The organism is Aneurinibacillus terranovensis DSM 18919 (assembly GCF_000430625.1).
GTDB classification, from domain to species: Bacteria; Bacillota; Bacilli; order Aneurinibacillales; family Aneurinibacillaceae; genus Aneurinibacillus_B; species Aneurinibacillus_B terranovensis.
Window position 1 is genome coordinate 1 of sequence record NZ_AUMJ01000082.1, and the last position, 15236, is coordinate 15236.

At 42.1% G+C, this 15236-nt stretch carries 16 protein-coding genes; 7 read left to right on the plus strand and 9 right to left on the minus strand.

The genetic code is table 11. The annotated features are described in order from the left end of the window. Positions 1 to 404: 404 nt before the first annotated feature. Positions 405 to 1625: an MFS transporter gene (locus H525_RS0114270; protein ID WP_027416750.1), complete on the minus strand. Its 1221-nt coding sequence runs from the start codon at positions 1623 to 1625 to the stop codon at positions 405 to 407. Positions 1626 to 1842: 217 nt separating this feature from the next. Here H525_RS0114270 and H525_RS0114275 point away from each other — a divergent pair, with 217 nt between their 5' ends. From H525_RS0114275 to H525_RS0114290, 5 genes are all read left to right on the plus strand, one after another. After that, positions 1843 to 2730, plus strand: a complete 888-nt coding sequence (locus tag H525_RS0114275) for a LysR family transcriptional regulator (RefSeq protein WP_027416751.1) — start codon at positions 1843 to 1845, stop codon at positions 2728 to 2730. A gap of 86 nt (positions 2731 to 2816) precedes the next feature. After that, positions 2817 to 3122, plus strand: coding sequence for an alkaline phosphatase family protein (locus H525_RS0114280; RefSeq protein WP_027416752.1), 306 nt, complete (start codon positions 2817 to 2819; stop codon positions 3120 to 3122). A 33-nt stretch (positions 3123 to 3155) separates the two neighbouring features. Further along, on the plus strand, positions 3156 to 3407 hold the full coding sequence (locus tag H525_RS27390; RefSeq protein WP_245590490.1) for an alkaline phosphatase family protein: 252 nt from the start codon (positions 3156 to 3158) through the stop codon (positions 3405 to 3407). Then, complete coding sequence (locus H525_RS26495) at positions 3404 to 3577, plus strand: multicopper oxidase domain-containing protein (protein WP_081413421.1); 174 nt, start codon at positions 3404 to 3406, stop codon at positions 3575 to 3577. Before H525_RS27390 ends, H525_RS26495 begins: the two co-directional genes overlap by 4 nt. 250 nt (positions 3578 to 3827) lie before the next feature. Then, a complete protein-coding gene (locus H525_RS0114290) occupies positions 3828 to 4835 on the plus strand; it encodes a Gfo/Idh/MocA family protein (protein ID WP_027416753.1) in 1008 nt (335 codons plus the stop codon). An 84-nt stretch (positions 4836 to 4919) separates the two neighbouring features. On the opposite strand, the gene H525_RS0114295 is transcribed toward H525_RS0114290, so the two are convergent. From H525_RS0114295 to H525_RS24210, 6 genes are all read right to left on the minus strand, one after another. Then, positions 4920 to 6221, minus strand: coding sequence for a (Fe-S)-binding protein (locus tag H525_RS0114295; protein WP_035101335.1), 1302 nt, complete (start codon positions 6219 to 6221; stop codon positions 4920 to 4922). Next, positions 6218 to 7621: an FAD-binding oxidoreductase gene (locus tag H525_RS0114300; RefSeq protein ID WP_027416755.1), complete on the minus strand. Its 1404-nt coding sequence runs from the start codon at positions 7619 to 7621 to the stop codon at positions 6218 to 6220. The genes H525_RS0114295 and H525_RS0114300 overlap by 4 nt, the downstream gene beginning before the upstream one ends. A gap of 43 nt (positions 7622 to 7664) precedes the next feature. Continuing rightward, on the minus strand, positions 7665 to 8354 hold the full coding sequence (locus H525_RS0114305) for a FadR/GntR family transcriptional regulator (protein WP_027416756.1): 690 nt from the start codon (positions 8352 to 8354) through the stop codon (positions 7665 to 7667). A gap of 129 nt (positions 8355 to 8483) precedes the next feature. After that, positions 8484 to 9758, minus strand: coding sequence for an MFS transporter (locus H525_RS0114310; RefSeq protein ID WP_051331053.1), 1275 nt, complete (start codon positions 9756 to 9758; stop codon positions 8484 to 8486). A gap of 18 nt (positions 9759 to 9776) precedes the next feature. Continuing rightward, a complete protein-coding gene (locus H525_RS0114315) occupies positions 9777 to 10646 on the minus strand; it encodes a DUF6282 family protein (RefSeq protein WP_035101338.1) in 870 nt (289 codons plus the stop codon). 17 nt (positions 10647 to 10663) lie between these two features. After that, positions 10664 to 11386 carry an MBL fold metallo-hydrolase gene (locus H525_RS24210; protein WP_051331054.1) on the minus strand — a complete coding sequence of 241 codons (723 nt, stop codon included), beginning with the start codon at positions 11384 to 11386 and terminating at the stop codon, positions 10664 to 10666. A gap of 311 nt (positions 11387 to 11697) precedes the next feature. Here H525_RS24210 and lhgO point away from each other — a divergent pair, with 311 nt between their 5' ends. Further along, positions 11698 to 12909, plus strand: a complete 1212-nt coding sequence (gene lhgO, locus H525_RS0114325) for an L-2-hydroxyglutarate oxidase (protein WP_027416759.1) — start codon at positions 11698 to 11700, stop codon at positions 12907 to 12909. Between the two features lie 410 nt (positions 12910 to 13319). On the opposite strand, the gene H525_RS0114330 is transcribed toward lhgO, so the two are convergent. Both H525_RS0114330 and H525_RS0114335 read right to left on the minus strand, forming a co-directional pair. Then, positions 13320 to 14159 (minus strand): DNA adenine methylase, encoded by an 840-nt coding sequence (locus H525_RS0114330; RefSeq protein WP_027416760.1) that lies wholly within the window; start codon positions 14157 to 14159, stop codon positions 13320 to 13322. Between the two features lie 233 nt (positions 14160 to 14392). Then, positions 14393 to 14659 (minus strand): late competence development ComFB family protein, encoded by a 267-nt coding sequence (locus H525_RS0114335; RefSeq protein WP_027416761.1) that lies wholly within the window; start codon positions 14657 to 14659, stop codon positions 14393 to 14395. Positions 14660 to 14970: 311 nt separating this feature from the next. Between H525_RS0114335 and H525_RS0114340 the strand changes: the two genes are divergently transcribed. Further along, on the plus strand, positions 14971 to 15236 hold a 266-nt coding region (locus H525_RS0114340), incomplete at its 3' end, for a transposase (RefSeq protein WP_027416256.1).

Genomic DNA, 15236 nt, shown 5'->3' on the forward strand with positions numbered 1-15236 from the left:
ACCCTTGTGGATAAGGTTACCGAGTGTACTCGGCGTACCAGACAGATCTCCCCGGGTAAGAACATTATCTTCCCCTCCATCCATCTGCCTCATTTACTCTCATTCGCCTTCGGCAGTAAGGGCTTTGTCTTGTTTGGCAGACTCACCCAACGAATGCTAGCCTTATATGAGGTTCGTGTTCCTCAGACCAGAGGTTTGCCGCCGGCTTCCTTCAGATTCGACCTCACGGTCGACACCCTTGCCATAAGCTAATGGTTACTACTGCCTTCACCATTCGGGACTTGAACCCTATAGATAATGCCCATGCCGGGCGCACCAAATAAGAAGCTGCCCGTTTCGGAACAGCTTCTTCGCTTTTTTCATCATGTTATTCAAATACCCTGGCGTCCAATCAACCAAATCTCTCACGCTTTCACGAAAGCATTCTTCGTTTTGTGAACCACAACAGGTGCAATTTTTGAAAGAAACACCGATAGTATGAGAGCAAGCACAAGGAAGCAGATAATCATGCTGACGACACCGTCCCAGCCAAACGCCGTCCAGAACGCTCCGCCAGCTGTTCCGCCAACGCTCGAACCGACGTAGTAGAAGAACAGGTAGAGCGACGAAGCCTGTGCTTTGTCGTGGGTGGCGCGGCGCCCAACCCAGCTGCTGGCAATCGAATGGCCGCCAAAAAAGCCAAAGGTAAATACCGCAATCCCGATAATTTTAATCAGGAGATTCGTATTTAAGGTGGTGCCTGCACCGAGGAACATAATCAAAAGCGAAATCCATAGCACTTTGCGCCGACCATATTTGTCCGCCAGACTCCCCATCCAGGTCGAGCTGAACGTCCCAACAATGTACACGATAAAAATCCAGCCGGCAAGTGTCTGATTCAGGGAATACGGAGGTGCAATCAATTGAAATCCGATATAATTATACAATGTAACAAAACTGCCCATCAGCAAAAAGCCGATCCCATATAAGCAAAGCAGCCCCGGATCTTTAAGATGACTGATCATTGATTTTATCAATTTCCCCCATTCCAAAGTGCGGGGTTGAAAGTTTTGGGAGGATGGCAGCGTTAACCAAAATAGCAGGCTGGCGACTATACTCAACACACCAATGCTGGCGATCGCGACGCGCCAATTAAAGAAGTCGGTCAGCATCCCCACGATGATGCGGCCGCCCAAACCGCCAATCGTATTCCCGCTGATATACATGCCCATCGCCACCCCTAAACTGGTCGGGTCGATTTCTTCCCCAAGATAAGCCATTGCAATCGAAGGCAGTCCCGCGAAAACGACACCCTGTAAAATCCGGGAAACCAGTAAGAAGTGAAAATCGGGAACGAATGCAGTAAGGATAGCCAGCACAGATACGGCAAACATAGAAAACGCCATAATCGGCTTGCGCCCCCATGATTCCGACAAAGATCCAATGAGCAGCATGCTGATCGCCAGAGCGATCGTAGTTACAGACAACGACAGACTGGCTGCAGTCGGTGAAATGTGAAACTCTCTGGAGAACTCCGGCAGCAGCGGCTGTACACAGTATAAATTGGCAAACGTACTGAATCCGCCGGCAAACAAAGCCAGATTAGTCTTGCGAAAGGCGGATGTACCCTGTTTAATATAACTCATGGCGTAATCACTCCGGACTTTCTGCGATGATTTACATATGGCATAACAAGTTATTCCTTTCAAAGGATAATAATAGATCTTGAAAATGCGATAGCTAAAATGTATTTCAAGGTTTATCATAAAGGTTGACAAACAGTAGCGTCCAATGTATTATTTGCATATTTTTCATGCATTTCGGTTATGTATTATATCCTGTCAGATTAAAGAGGTGTTGCAAGTGGAATGGCAGCAATTGGAATACTTTCAAACCGTCGCGCGTTTACAGCACATGACACACGCTGCGGAGTCCCTGTCTATCTCTCAGCCTGCACTAAGTCGTTCAATCGCTCGGTTAGAATCGGAATTAGGCGTCCCACTATTTGAACGCCAGGGACGCTCCATTGTATTAAACCGTTATGGTCGCCTCTTCCTGAAACGGGTGAATCGAATAGTAAAAGAACTCCAGGAAGGGAAGCAAGAGATCCGGGATCTGCTTGATCCGGAATATGGAGAAGTGTCGCTCGGTTTCCTGCACACGCTTGGCACCCATCTCATTCCTGATTTGATTGGAGCATTTCGCACCCACTACCCAAAAGTCAGTTTTCAACTGAATCAGAATAAATCTCTTTCACTGCTCGAACAGCTGGAAGCTGGAGAAATTGACCTTTGTCTTGTTACTCCTTTAGAAACGAGGCTGCAGATAAAGTGGGCCAAATTGTGGAGTGAAGAAGTCTTTATCATCGTTCCTGCAGGACACCCTATAGCGGGTTGTGAAAGCATTTTGTTGGAAGAACTTGCAGATGAGCCGTTTATTTTTCTAAAAAAAGGGTATGGATTTCGAAAAATTACGGATCGGTTGTGTGAAGAGGCGGGAATCAACCCGAGGGTTACGTTTGAGGGAGAAGAAGTGCATACCATTGCCGGACTTGTCGCCGCAGGGCTCGGAATTGCATTCATCCCTGACATTAAGGAATTGAATTGGAGTAAAATATCACGAATCCGTGTCGAGTGGCCGAAGTGCGAACGCGTGATTGGAATGGCCTGGGTCGAGGGGAGATACCTGTCACCGGCAGCCAAACAGTTTAGGCAATTTGTCGTGGATTATTTTAAAGAAAATAGAACGTGACTCAATGCTTTAAACAAATAAAGCTGTAAGTTCACAAATAAAATACATAGGAAAAATACAACATTGACGAACTGGAGTTGATGTTAGTGATAAGACAGTATAAAGCAAAGAAAAAGGCACTCGGTATAGCAGCCTGTGGAATCATTGCATTGAGTTCTTTTTTTGCTCCCCCCCTCTCTACCATATTAGCCGCACCAGACGCACCAAAGCATAGTACAGTCCCTTCTAAGGAAAAAGAGGCGGTTCAAACGACAACCCCTATTAAACATACCGTTGTTATTTTTGGCGAAAATGTTTCTTTTGACCATTACTTCGGCACCTATCCTAACGCAAAAAATCTACGGCTTATACAAATGATGTACAGAAAGATAACGTTTCCGGAAATGTTGTAAACGGCTCGGTCATCGACGATCCGGATCCGTATTATGACAAGTACTCCAACCCATAAGGGAACAACCACCTCGTTAAGCGGAAAAAATGTTGGTGACCTGTTAAATGATAAAGGGATTACATGGGGATGGTTCCAAGGTGGCTTCCGTAATCGGAATGCCACACACACGAACATTGGCGGCAAAACGGTTACAGATTACAGTGCCCATCATGAGCCGTTCCAATACTACAAGTCCACGGCGAATCCTGAAATCCGGTTGCCCATCCTCAGGAAGCCAATACCGTGACGCTTGGACCATCACAAACAGCTGGCATTGCTTTTAAAGCTGTGAATCCGGGAAAGTGGATGTTCCACTGCCATATTCTCGACCATACCCTTAACCCTTCGGATGGTGAAGATTCAGAAACAGGTATGCCCTATATGGGTGGACTTATGACCTTTATCAATGTTCAATAATGAGAAAAACCGTAAATCAGAGAAAATATCATTAGTCTGTACTACCTTTTTGGTGATAAAGGCTATTTTTTCAAACTTACTCATAATATTTTCGTTTAGCTTTTAAAAACTTGAACTGTATAAAGAACTTGTTTTATGATTTGATGAAGATAATCGCAAAATAATTCATCAATAAGCAGAAAAAAGAAGCACATCCATTTACCAATACTTCGAATCGCTATGGAAGATATGGCAACAAGGAGGAATAAATATGATAAGGTTTGGCGTAATGGGAACCAATTGGATTACGGAAAATTTTATTAAAGCAGCAAACGATGTAGAAGATTTCACGTTAACAGCAGTTTATTCCCGAACAGAAGAACGGGCAAAAGAATTCGCAGCAAAGTTTGGCGTTCAGACTATCTTTACAGATGTAGAGAGCATGGCAAAAAGTGACGACATCGATGCTGTTTATATTGCCAGCCCCAATTCCTTTCATGCTCAGCACGCGGTTACCTGTATGAGCCATGGAAAACATGTGTTGTGTGAAAAGCCGATAGCTTCTAATACAACAGAATTTCAGCAAATGACTGCGACAGCAAAAAAGAACAACGTCTTACTCATGGAAGCCCTAAAAACAACCCTGCTGCCGAATTTCAAAAGCATCCAAAACAATCTGCATAAAATAGGTAAAATCCGCCGCTACGCTGCAAGCTATTGCCAATATTCTTCCCGCTATGATGCGTATAAGGAAGGAACGGTCCTGAACGCTTTTAATCCCGCCTTTTCCAATGGTTCCTTAATGGATATCGGCATTTATTGTTTATATCCAATGGTCGTATTATTCGGCAAACCTCGCCGTGTAAAAGCCAATGGAATCTTTCTCGATTCCGGGGTGGATGGCGAAGGTACTATTCTCGTAGAATATGAGGGAATGGATGCCGTGATTATGCACTCTAAAATAACGAATTCCTATTTACCCTCAGAGATTCAGGGGGAAGATGGGAGCATTCTAATCGATAAAATAAACGCGCCTGAAAAAGTAGAAATTCGCTACCGGGATGGAAGTACAGAAGATATTACACAGCCCCATACATATAACCCCATGTACTACGAGGCAAAAGAATTTATTGAGTTAATTAAAAATGGACAGTTGGAATCATCGACTAATTCTTACGTTCATTCACTAACCACCGCGGAGATCATGGAAGAAACACGAAAACAAATTGGGCTTGTATTTCCAGCGGATAAGGCGAGGCAAACCTTCACTGGTAATTAAAGTTTGACGGATGTAAAAAGGCCGTGATCGTCATCCAACTGACAATCACGGCCTTTAAACATTCCGGCATCCGACGTTTTATGATTAAGAAATTCCGGCTACTTCTGCAAGGTATTCTACCAAGTGGACTGCACGAATACCGTCCCCCAGATTTTCTCTTTGAATTCCGAGTTTCATTTGAAGTAAACAGCCTGGATTGGTCGTAATAATGGTCGTTGCCTTTGTTTCTTTTACGTTCTCCATCTTTTGGTCCAAAATTTCCATAGAGGCATTATAATTGACAATGTTGTATATCCCTGCGGACCCGCAGCACATATTGGCATCCTTCATTTCTATAAGTTCTACATTGGCTATACTTTGGATTAATTGAAGCGGTTCTTTTGTTACTTTTTGAACGTTTGTCATGTGGCAAGATCTTTGATAAGTTATCCTTTCAGTTGATGGCACTTCTCTCTTTATTCCTCCACATAATGCAATGATTTGGGATATATCCTTCGTTTTCTCCACAAATCGTTGCGCTCTTTCTACCCATTGTGATTCATCGGCCAACAGATGATCATATTCAGCCATCATTGCACCGCATCCACCAGCATTATTGACAATGAAATCAACTTTTTCCTGCTCAAAAGCAGCCACATTTCTTTTGGCTAACATTTTACTATCTTCTAATTCTCCAGTGTGAGCATGTAGAGCCCCACAACAAGTCTGATTTTCAATCACCAAGACATCGCAACCTACTTTGGAAAGCAACTTGACAGACAGCTGATTAATTTTTCTAAACATGGCATCCATTACGCAACCAACAAAGAACGCAACTGTATACTTTTTTTCTCCTTTTGCCGGAGTAAATCCAGGAAGGCTTGAACGTTCCCATGGGGATACCGCGGTCGGCACGATCGCTTCGAATTCTCCTAAGTGAGAAGGCACTTTTTTCATTAACCCACTTTTTCTTGCAAGTTTTTGAGCACCACTTTTTTCGTATAACCACATAGAGTTTCCGATAAGGTTCATCGCTTTACGGCTAGGAAACACTTTCTTAAATAGTATATTGCGGATCGTTCGAACAGGTAGGGAGAACTTTTTGCGACGTGTGATGGCAGCCCGAGCTGACTCTAAAATCGTACCGTATTCTACCCCTGTTGGACAGACGGTTTCACAAGCTCGGCATCCAAGGCACAAATCCAACGGCTCCTCCAATAAAGATAGATCTGTAATTTTACCCTCCCCGACCATTTTCACCAAATTAATCCGCCCGCGTGGTGAATGCGTTTCTTTCCGCATCGTCATATATGTCGGACAGGCAGGCAGACAGTATCCACATTGTACGCATTGATTCGTCTTCTCATAATTCAACTCTTTACGTATTGCTTCAAGATTTTCTATCATTTGCTTAACACCAACTTCTGGCCAGGTTCAGGAAAGATTTTTCCCGGATTCATAATATTATTCGGATCCAACGCTTGCTTAATGCTTTTCATCATATTTAAACCAGCCGCCCCTAACTCCATTTCCATAAACGGCGCTTTCATAGTCCCTATGCCATGTTCTCCTGATAATGTTCCTCCTAATGCAATGGCAGCTTCAAAAATTTCAGCAACTGCCTTTTCCACCCGTAGCATTTCTTCCTTATCTGATTTGTCTGCAATAATATTAGGATGAAGATTTCCATCTCCAGCATGACCAAAAACAACAAGGTGCAGATTGTACTTCTTCTTGATTTCTTGAAGGCGACGGCACATTTCTGGTATTTTGCTCCGAGGAACGGTTGCATCTTCGGATATTTTAGTCGGCTTAATTCTTACAATAGCAGGAGATACAAGCTTTCTTGCCTTCCATACATCTTCTTTTTCTGCCTTGGTTTGCGGGACGCGCACTTCTCTTACTCCCACTTCCTTACATACCTGTGAAACCTGTTCGGCTTCATCACGAACCGCTGCGGGATGCCCATCAAGTTCAATAAGAATCATCGCGTCCGCATCCTTGGGCAGGCCGGATGGTTCATAGTTTTCTACAGCAACAATGGACGCCTGATCCATCAATTCCATTTTGGAAGGGAGAATTCCGGAAGATAGAATTTTCGATATCGCTCTGCCCGCATCAACTAAACTATCAAATATAGCCATCACCGTTTCCGAAGCAGGAGGCTTAGGAATCAGACGCAAAATTGCTTTCGTAATAATGCCCAGGGTGCCTTCCGAACCTACGATAAGCTTAGTCAAATCATAGCCGGTTACGTTTTTTACCGTTCGTCCGCCCGTCTGAATGATTTCTCCCTGTGGGGTTATTATTTCTAGTCCAATGACATAATCCTTGGTCACTCCATACTTCAATCCACGCGGGCCTCCGGAATTCTCCGCTAAATTTCCTCCTATCGTAGATACATGAGAGCTGCTTGGATCAGGAGGATACATCAGGCCTTTTTGTTCAGCTGCTTTGTGAATGTCCGATGTTAATACACCAGGGGATACAATAGCGATAAGGTCTTCTTCATTAATTTCAAGTACATCATCCATAATCGATAAATCGAAAACCATACCACCTTTAACCGGAAGCGGCCCTCCACTTAAGCAAGTGGCTTGACCACGCGGATAGACAGGAACCTTCTCCCGGTTGGCAAATTTCACAAGTTCGGCCAATTCTTCTACATTTTTTGTCTGAATGACGACATCCGGCAAGTAAGTACCGAACGAAGCATCAAATGAATAACTGAAACGATCGCTTTCATTCGTAAGTATTCTGCCTGTTTTGACGATGGCTGAAATCTCTTCAATATGATGTACCGTCATCGATTTCATTTTATTTCTCCTTTTTCTAAGCATTTCTGGTGGTTCACAAAAATAAGCTTAGTTTCTTTTCTGCATTCTTTAAATGAATGGCACACTGGATTTTTGCCAATTCGGGTTCCTCTATTTCAATTGCCCCTAAAATATCCTCATGTTCTTTATAGACAGCTTTTCGTTTCTTTTTTAATCCTAAGTTAGGCTGGAGTGTAATCTTTAATGCTCTCTCATATAGGGAGGATAGGTTTTCCATCGCCTGTATCATGACAGGATTTTGCGTAGCTAAAAAAATGGAACGGTGAAATTCCATATCTGCCTCCATTCCTATTTTGCTCTCGTCATCCAATTCAACTTTTAACCATTCTAAAGTTTGTTTCATTCTTTCCAATTGTTCAGGGGTCCGTCTAATCGCAGCCAAATATGCAGCCTCAGGCTCAAGTATTTTTCTCATCTCAAAGAGATATCTAATCCACTCCGCATCGTCATTTTCAATTCGAAGATTATGTAGAATTGTTGGACCTGTTCTTTCTTCTACAAAACTCCCTCCTCCCTGTCGTGAGTTTATGATGCCAGCAGCTCGCAGGACACTTAACGCCTCACGTATAGGAATTCTACTTACACCAAAATGGGTCGCCAGTTCCATTTCTGTCGGTAATTTTGAACCTGGAGGAAATTTTCCTGATTCAATCATACTTAACAATTCACGGGAAATCATTTGCGATAATTTTTCTTTGGACATAACCGTTCTCCAATTCTATAAGTTCCTAATATAGACCTGTAATATAGATGTTAAAATGTAGAAATAAAAGTTCATTATGTGGAAAGGCATAATGAACTTTAATAAATACATATTTATGGTTTTGTTAGTTTAGTTTAACTGCTTACCCACAGTTTCAGGCAAGAAGATAATAACTAGAATTGCAGCAAGCGCAAAAGCAATGGATAGAAAACCGAAGGCAGCCCCTAGGCCTACGCTTGATGCCATAAACCCTACTACAGTTGGCGCTGTTGCGGCAATACCACGTCCAAAGTTATAGCAAAACCCTTGTCCGGTTGCACGAATTTCTGTTGGAAACAGTTCAGCAAGAACTGCGCCGAAACCGCTAAAGTACCCAGACCCAAAAAAGGCAACAAAGGGTCCTAAGATTAAAAGGCGAGTTGCATTTTGCGTCATACCATAAATCGGGACAAGAAGAGCCGCCGCTACAAAAAATAGAATAAAAGTTTTCTTACGTCCAATTTTATCAGCTAGAAAGCCAAAGAGCACATACCCAAACCAAGCCCCTGTTTGCATGATAACAATCCAAGTAGTAGATTTAAGAACATCAAGTCCAGCTCCGCCTTTATCTACAGGAGTGCCCAGGTATGATGGTATCCATGTAAACAATCCCCAATATCCAAATTGTGCACATACACTTAATACCGCTCCTAGCAATGTCCAACGAAATACTTTTGCTGAAAAAAGTTTAACGAGTTTGGGTTTCGAATGTATTACTTTAGGAGCTTGTCTCGCTTTTTCCCATATCTCCGGTTCCTTAGTCCCTTTTCGAATCCAAATTGCGATTAGGGCTGGAATAATCCCGAAGAAAAATACACCTCTCCAACCCCAGTGTGGTGAGATTATCCCCGCCACAATTGCGGCAAGGGCGTATCCTATTGCCCACGAGCTTTGAACAAACCCCATTGCCTTACCCCTGTGTTTGGCATCCCATGACTCTGTAATTAACGCGGCTCCTGCCACCCATTCTCCGCCCATACCAATACCCAGTAATAATCGGAATACAGCTAATTGTGTAATCGTTTGGGAAAATCCGCACAGGAAAGTAAATATTGAATAGACAAGAATACTTAGCATCAACGATTTAGTACGACCAAATCGATCTGCTATCATCCCAAAGAAAATACCACCAACCGCAGAACTTAATAAAGTGAGAGTAGCCAAAAAGCCCCCCATTGTTTTGTCCATATGCAGCTCTCTCATAATATTAACGAGAATCATTGAGTATAACATTACATCCATAGAATCAAGAGCCCAGCCTGACCCTGCTGCAATTAATGACCGCCATTGGTTTTTGGAAACTTCTTTATACCAGGGCCTTGTTGCTGAACTATTATCAATTTGTGAATAATTTAATTGCTCCATTTTTTACCTCCCTAATGATTATGACAACCCTATTAATTGAGCTGGATTATAGCAAGCCATTTGCTCGATTTCTCTTTGTGTTAGACCATTTTCTAATAAAATCTGAATAAACTGATTATAACCCTCAGTCGGTGTAGGATGGTTCACTTGGCCAAAGTCCGTTTGAAGTATACATTTATCGATTCCTATCCGGCGAATCCCACCAACTAGTTCAACGGGTTCAACCGATTTCCAACGAGGCATTAACGTTAACATTGATTTTTCAACGAATGCACCCATTTTTACTAATTCAACCTGTAATGATAAATCCATTTTGTTAATCTTTAAATCAGGGTGGGCGACAAGAACTTTATCAAGACCACGAGTTACCGCTTCCTTTACAAGGATCTTCGTTTCCAAAGGCGATAAGTGACCTGTTGCTAAAACAGATTCACTATCCTTAATTAAATCTAAAATGTCATATATTACAGGAAGTAGATTACCATCCTCAGATAGAATGGTAATCCCTTTCTGGGGCAATAAACGAATCGTTGATTTCTGTTCTTTGTAGTCGCTTTTTCCACCGTAATAGTCAAGGTGATGTTTCGCTGATCCTGTTGGCATCCAGATCACTTTGGCTCCTTGTTGAACCGCCATATCAACCGCGTAGGGGTTAAGACCGCCTACATATTCATTTAAAACAAGGGACCCATAGACTTCTATTCCTTTGATGATCTTGCTTACTAATTTCGCTCTTGAAACCGTTGATTCTTCGTGTGCCTTTATTACAATAGCTCGCATCCCAGCTTTTTTTGCTTGCTGGGCCAACTCAAAATCATCCACTGATCTGGGAAAAATACTGGGACTGGAATGAACATGGATATCAATCGCGCCTTGCAAATAATTCATTTTGACTCCTTTATAAATTAGATTTTTATAGAAAATTTGTCGTCTTTCCATGGAACGATAATATCTATAGCGCTTTCATTTATGGGATAAACTTCGACATGCGAACCGTTCCTTTTGATTTGTAACAATCGATCATGACCGGGAACAACAATATCTGCCCATCGTCTAATAGCATTGATACTTTCTTTACCCCTTACCTCATCCCATGTCATAGAAACTTCACCTGTGCGCAATTCAGAAATATTCTTAACAGTATCGGAGGCTAATACTATCTTGCTTCCCCGATAATTTAGAAATAGAGAATACAAACCCGGGGTGTGACCTGGCGTATGCATCCAATTAAGCCCTTCTACTATCCCGGATTTCCCGGTGAGTATAGATAACCTGCCGGAATCCCGTAAGGATGGATACATCTCTACAGGAATGGCTAAATCTTCTTCCCCGTTATTTTCAATATGTTTAACTTCCTCTTCATGCAGATAGAACGTCGCGTTTGGGAAAAGAGGATAATTAACCGCGTGGTCAAAGTGAAAATGACTTAAAAGAACGGTTCCCACATCCTCTTTATTTACACCCAGTTCTTTTAATTTAGTTAAAAGTAATATGCGTTCATTAAATCCTACTGTGTCAAATAAAATAGGTGCCTTTCCAACCGGACGTATTAATACGCAACTGCTCCATCCCAAAAAACCGCGACTTGAGCGCCCAGGAAAGCCTTGGAACAAGAGATCGATCTGCATATATCTCCTCCTATAATCTCCTCTTTTTTTGTAACTGCTCCACCGATAAACGTTTAAAGTTCGTTAAAATATTAGCTTAATAAAAAATTTGTTATAATAATTTGTAGTACAAATACAATTAAAGAATTTTCATTGCGTATGTATAGAGTTAATAAATTCACAACTTCACCTTGCAATCACAAGGATACATTATCATTTTTAAATTGTCTATATTTTTATTTTAATCAATCTATTAACTATTTTCTATTCATTTTGTAATACAACTGCATTATAATTGTATTACAAATAAAAGTAAGGGTTAGGTGATTAAAATGTACGATTATATTATTGTTGGCGGTGGAATCGTAGGCCTTTCTACCGGTTATGCACTAATCAAAAAATACCCACAGTCAAAAATTGCCATCATCGAAAAAGAACACACTCTTGCCTATCATCAAACCGGACATAATAGCGGTGTCATTCATTCAGGCATTTATTATAAACCGGGTAGCTTAAAAGCAGTGTTATCAAAAGAAGGGGGCAATCTGCTGCGTTCCTTCTGTACTCAATACGAGATTCCCTATGAGATGTGCGGAAAGGTGATTGTTGCAACCAAAGAAGAAGAGGTTCCCCTCCTCAATAATTTGTACAAACGTGGCCTTGAAAATGGACTCGATGTGTCGATGTTCGAGGCTAAACAGTTGAATGAAATTGAACCCCATACATACGGATTAAAAGCTATTCATGTGAAAGAGGCAGGTATAGTCAATTACAAGCTAGTTGCGGAAACGCTCGCCAAAGTAATTCAGGAGAAAGGCGGCGATATTTTATTAAGTACAAAAGTAGAAGACATTAAGGAGGAAAAAGAAAGAATAGAAGTCGAATGTAATAGCAGGACATACCATACCCACTACTTAATCAACTGTGCTGGCCTGCATTGCGACCGAATCGCTGGCATCCAGGGACTAACCACAAACATGAAAATCGTACCATTTCGTGGAGAATATTATGAATTAAAGCCAGAGAAACGCTATCTCGTAAAGAATTTGATTTATCCTGTACCGAATCCGAATTTCCCCTTTTTAGGAGTTCACTTTACTCGTATGATCGATGGTCATGTTCATGCGGGCCCGAACGCTGTTTTAAGTATGAAGCGTGAAGGCTACCACAAAACGGATTTTAATTTGAGAGATTTTTCTGAAGTCATGTTGTACCCGGCCTTCTGGAAAATTGCGCGTCAGAATATCGGTGAAGGATGGAAAGAAATAGTCCGATCTTTTAGTAAAAAAGTATTCGTTCATAGTCTACAACGATTGATCCCCGAAATCAGAGAAGAGGATGTGATTAAATCAGAAAATGGAGTAAGAGCTCAGTCTCTGACAAATGACGGAAAATTAGTTGATGATTTTCTGATTGTCTCTAACGAGCGCTCCATTCACATTCTAAACGCTCCTTCACCAGCAGCAACTGCTTCAATCTCCATCGGCCGGGCTATCAGTGAACGCATTCCGGCGCCAAAACGCTTTTTGAAATACACAATGTAATGAAATTTTTATTCGAAATGAGAAAGATTCTAGAGCTAGAGGCTGCTTACCTGGCGGCGCTAAGACGTTCCTCGCGGCTAATTGTAAAAATCCCTCACCCAGCGGTGATACCCAGATCGCGGACGATCGCCTGGTTGCGGTCTGCAATTTCCTGCTTGCGGTTGCCGCGGAAGTAGTCGTTGCAGAAGTCTCCTTCGGGGAAAGTGCTTTCTGCGTTAATTCTGCCGGTTAGGCCGCCTTCATCCGACGTAATATGTGCGGGTAAACTATGGATACAGGTTCGGTTTGGGATGCGTAAGAGACGTTCTCATAAGCGTTAAATTTGCCTAAAATGCACTGAGAGCGAGAGACGGGTAAAATAGATAGGTTGTTTTCCCTAAAAATTCGGGCAAATTGGAACGGAGGCCGCATCATTCTTCCCCATAGTTCATCACCAGCACTTCATCAATTTCCCCCCGACCCGACGCTTTCGAATTGATGTTTCTCTTCGCTCCTACAATTTTCACGTGATAATCTTTGTATAAATCCTTAATAAAAGGAGTTGTGGAGTTGCTTAACATGACGCGGCAACCGCGGTCATTCAGTTCGTCAAACAACTCTTTCAGGCGTATTTGTTGTTTCGCATCAAATCTATGTAAGCTGTAGCTTGTAAAAGAAGACGTATCGGAGACTGGGTCATACGGAGGGTCAAAATAAACGAAATCCCCCTTTTTGGCACCTTCTACAGCTTCGGCAAAATCACCATTTAAGAACTTGACATCCGCATTCACCAAATAATCATGGACGGCTCTCAATACCTTTTCGTTTACAATGGAAGGATTTTTATAATTGCCAAAAGGAACGTTGAATTGGCCCTGACTGTTCACACGGAAAAGGCCATTGAAACAAGTTTTATTTAAGTAGATCATTCTGGAGGCACGCTCGACTGGAGTTAAAAACTTGAACTCTTCCTTCCGATCCAGCTCTCTTATACGGTAAAAATAGTCCTTATCATTCACATGCTTTGAAAGGTCTGCGATTAAATCGTCAATATGGTCACGAACGACCTGATACGTATTAATTAATTCTGAATTAATATCATTACTAACCGCCTTATCCGGCTGCAGGTGCAATAAAACTGCGCCTGCACCGACAAAAGGTTCGTAATAGGTATCTATGTTTGCAGGAATATACTTTATGATTTCCGGCAGAAGCTGGCGTTTCCCTCCAGCCCATTTTAAAAACGGCTGGGCCCATTCATTTTTAGACAATCTAATTACCTCTCTCTTGTCATTGTTCCTGATGTAAGACTACTATGCGAACATAAGGTCGTCAAGGAGGTGAATGTCAACGAGATACTCATTCGCCCTACAGAACAAAAAACATAACATAAGGGGTACTCTCGTCCTTGTATACTGTCCCACGGAACCACCTCAAGCATGTCATCCGGGATGATCAATGGGTTCGCAACAATCGATCTTTATCGAAACAGGTTAAAACACCGTTAGTTATGGCGCGGATTTTTTTCTACAACCATCACCGCGTTTGTGATCTCTTTAATCACATCGGATTCGATTTGTTTATCCATCATCAGAGTTTTTATGTATACTTCACCAACCTCCGTTGATACATACTTTGAAGGTACCCGATTTAATGCAATCGCTATAATATCGTCTTTACACTGGCTGCAATCGCATTTTAACGGATAATTTTCCTGAAATTCTGCAAAGAAATGCTTAACAATACTTTCCATCGCGTTAGTTACCGACATATTTACACCCCTGTAGAAAAATTCTTTACTTGACAGCAAGGAAAATTTTAATTGTATCGTACTATATATTTCTCTACTTCCCTTATTTTTTCCTCTTATTCTAGTCGATTCCAATGGTGGATCATCCCTCCGAACACTTTTTGGATTTGGGCATAGCTTAAAAGTATATGTACCTAAACGAATGCGAAGGAAGTGAACGTATGCCTAAAAAAACAGGGCAAGCGGTTCCCGTGTATAATCCATACGGCTCCCCCTACAATGAACCCATAAGGTGAGACACAAGGAGGCGATAAATAAGTTATACTGAGGACATGGAGAAACGAAATCGATATACGGCAGAATTTAAGACGAAGGTCGTACTGGAAGTGCTGAGGGAAGAGCAGACGGTGAATGAAATTGCCGGGAAGTATGAAATCAGTCCGGTGATGTTGAGCCGGTGGAAAGGAGAATTTTTGGAGCGAGCCTCCATGGTGTTCGGACGGGAAAGCAAGGCAGCTGAAAAGATGAAAAGGAGCTATGAGGAGAAGCAGGAACAATTGGAGAAGCTGGTCGGCCAACTGACGCTGGAAGTCAATTG

What these genes read in the sequence shown, in the direction of transcription:
- H525_RS0114310 (WP_051331053.1), bottom strand. Translation starts at nt 9,758, where the DNA reads ATGGAGCAATTAAATTATTCACAAATTGATAATAGTTCAGCAACAAGG.
- H525_RS27390 (WP_245590490.1), top strand. Translation starts at nt 3,156, where the DNA reads ATGACAAGTACTCCAACCCATAAGGGAACAACCACCTCGTTAAGCGGA.
- H525_RS0114270 (WP_027416750.1), bottom strand. Translation starts at nt 1,625, where the DNA reads ATGAGTTATATTAAACAGGGTACATCCGCCTTTCGCAAGACTAATCTG.
- lhgO (WP_027416759.1), top strand. Translation starts at nt 11,698, where the DNA reads ATGTACGATTATATTATTGTTGGCGGTGGAATCGTAGGCCTTTCTACC.
- H525_RS0114300 (WP_027416755.1), bottom strand. Translation starts at nt 7,621, where the DNA reads ATGACGGTACATCATATTGAAGAGATTTCAGCCATCGTCAAAACAGGC.
- H525_RS0114305 (WP_027416756.1), bottom strand. Translation starts at nt 8,354, where the DNA reads ATGTCCAAAGAAAAATTATCGCAAATGATTTCCCGTGAATTGTTAAGT.
- H525_RS0114315 (WP_035101338.1), bottom strand. Translation starts at nt 10,646, where the DNA reads ATGAATTATTTGCAAGGCGCGATTGATATCCATGTTCATTCCAGTCCC.
- H525_RS24210 (WP_051331054.1), bottom strand. Translation starts at nt 11,386, where the DNA reads ATGCAGATCGATCTCTTGTTCCAAGGCTTTCCTGGGCGCTCAAGTCGC.
- H525_RS0114295 (WP_035101335.1), bottom strand. Translation starts at nt 6,221, where the DNA reads ATGATAGAAAATCTTGAAGCAATACGTAAAGAGTTGAATTATGAGAAG.
- H525_RS0114335 (WP_027416761.1), bottom strand. Translation starts at nt 14,659, where the DNA reads ATGTCGGTAACTAACGCGATGGAAAGTATTGTTAAGCATTTCTTTGCA.
- H525_RS0114290 (WP_027416753.1), top strand. Translation starts at nt 3,828, where the DNA reads ATGATAAGGTTTGGCGTAATGGGAACCAATTGGATTACGGAAAATTTT.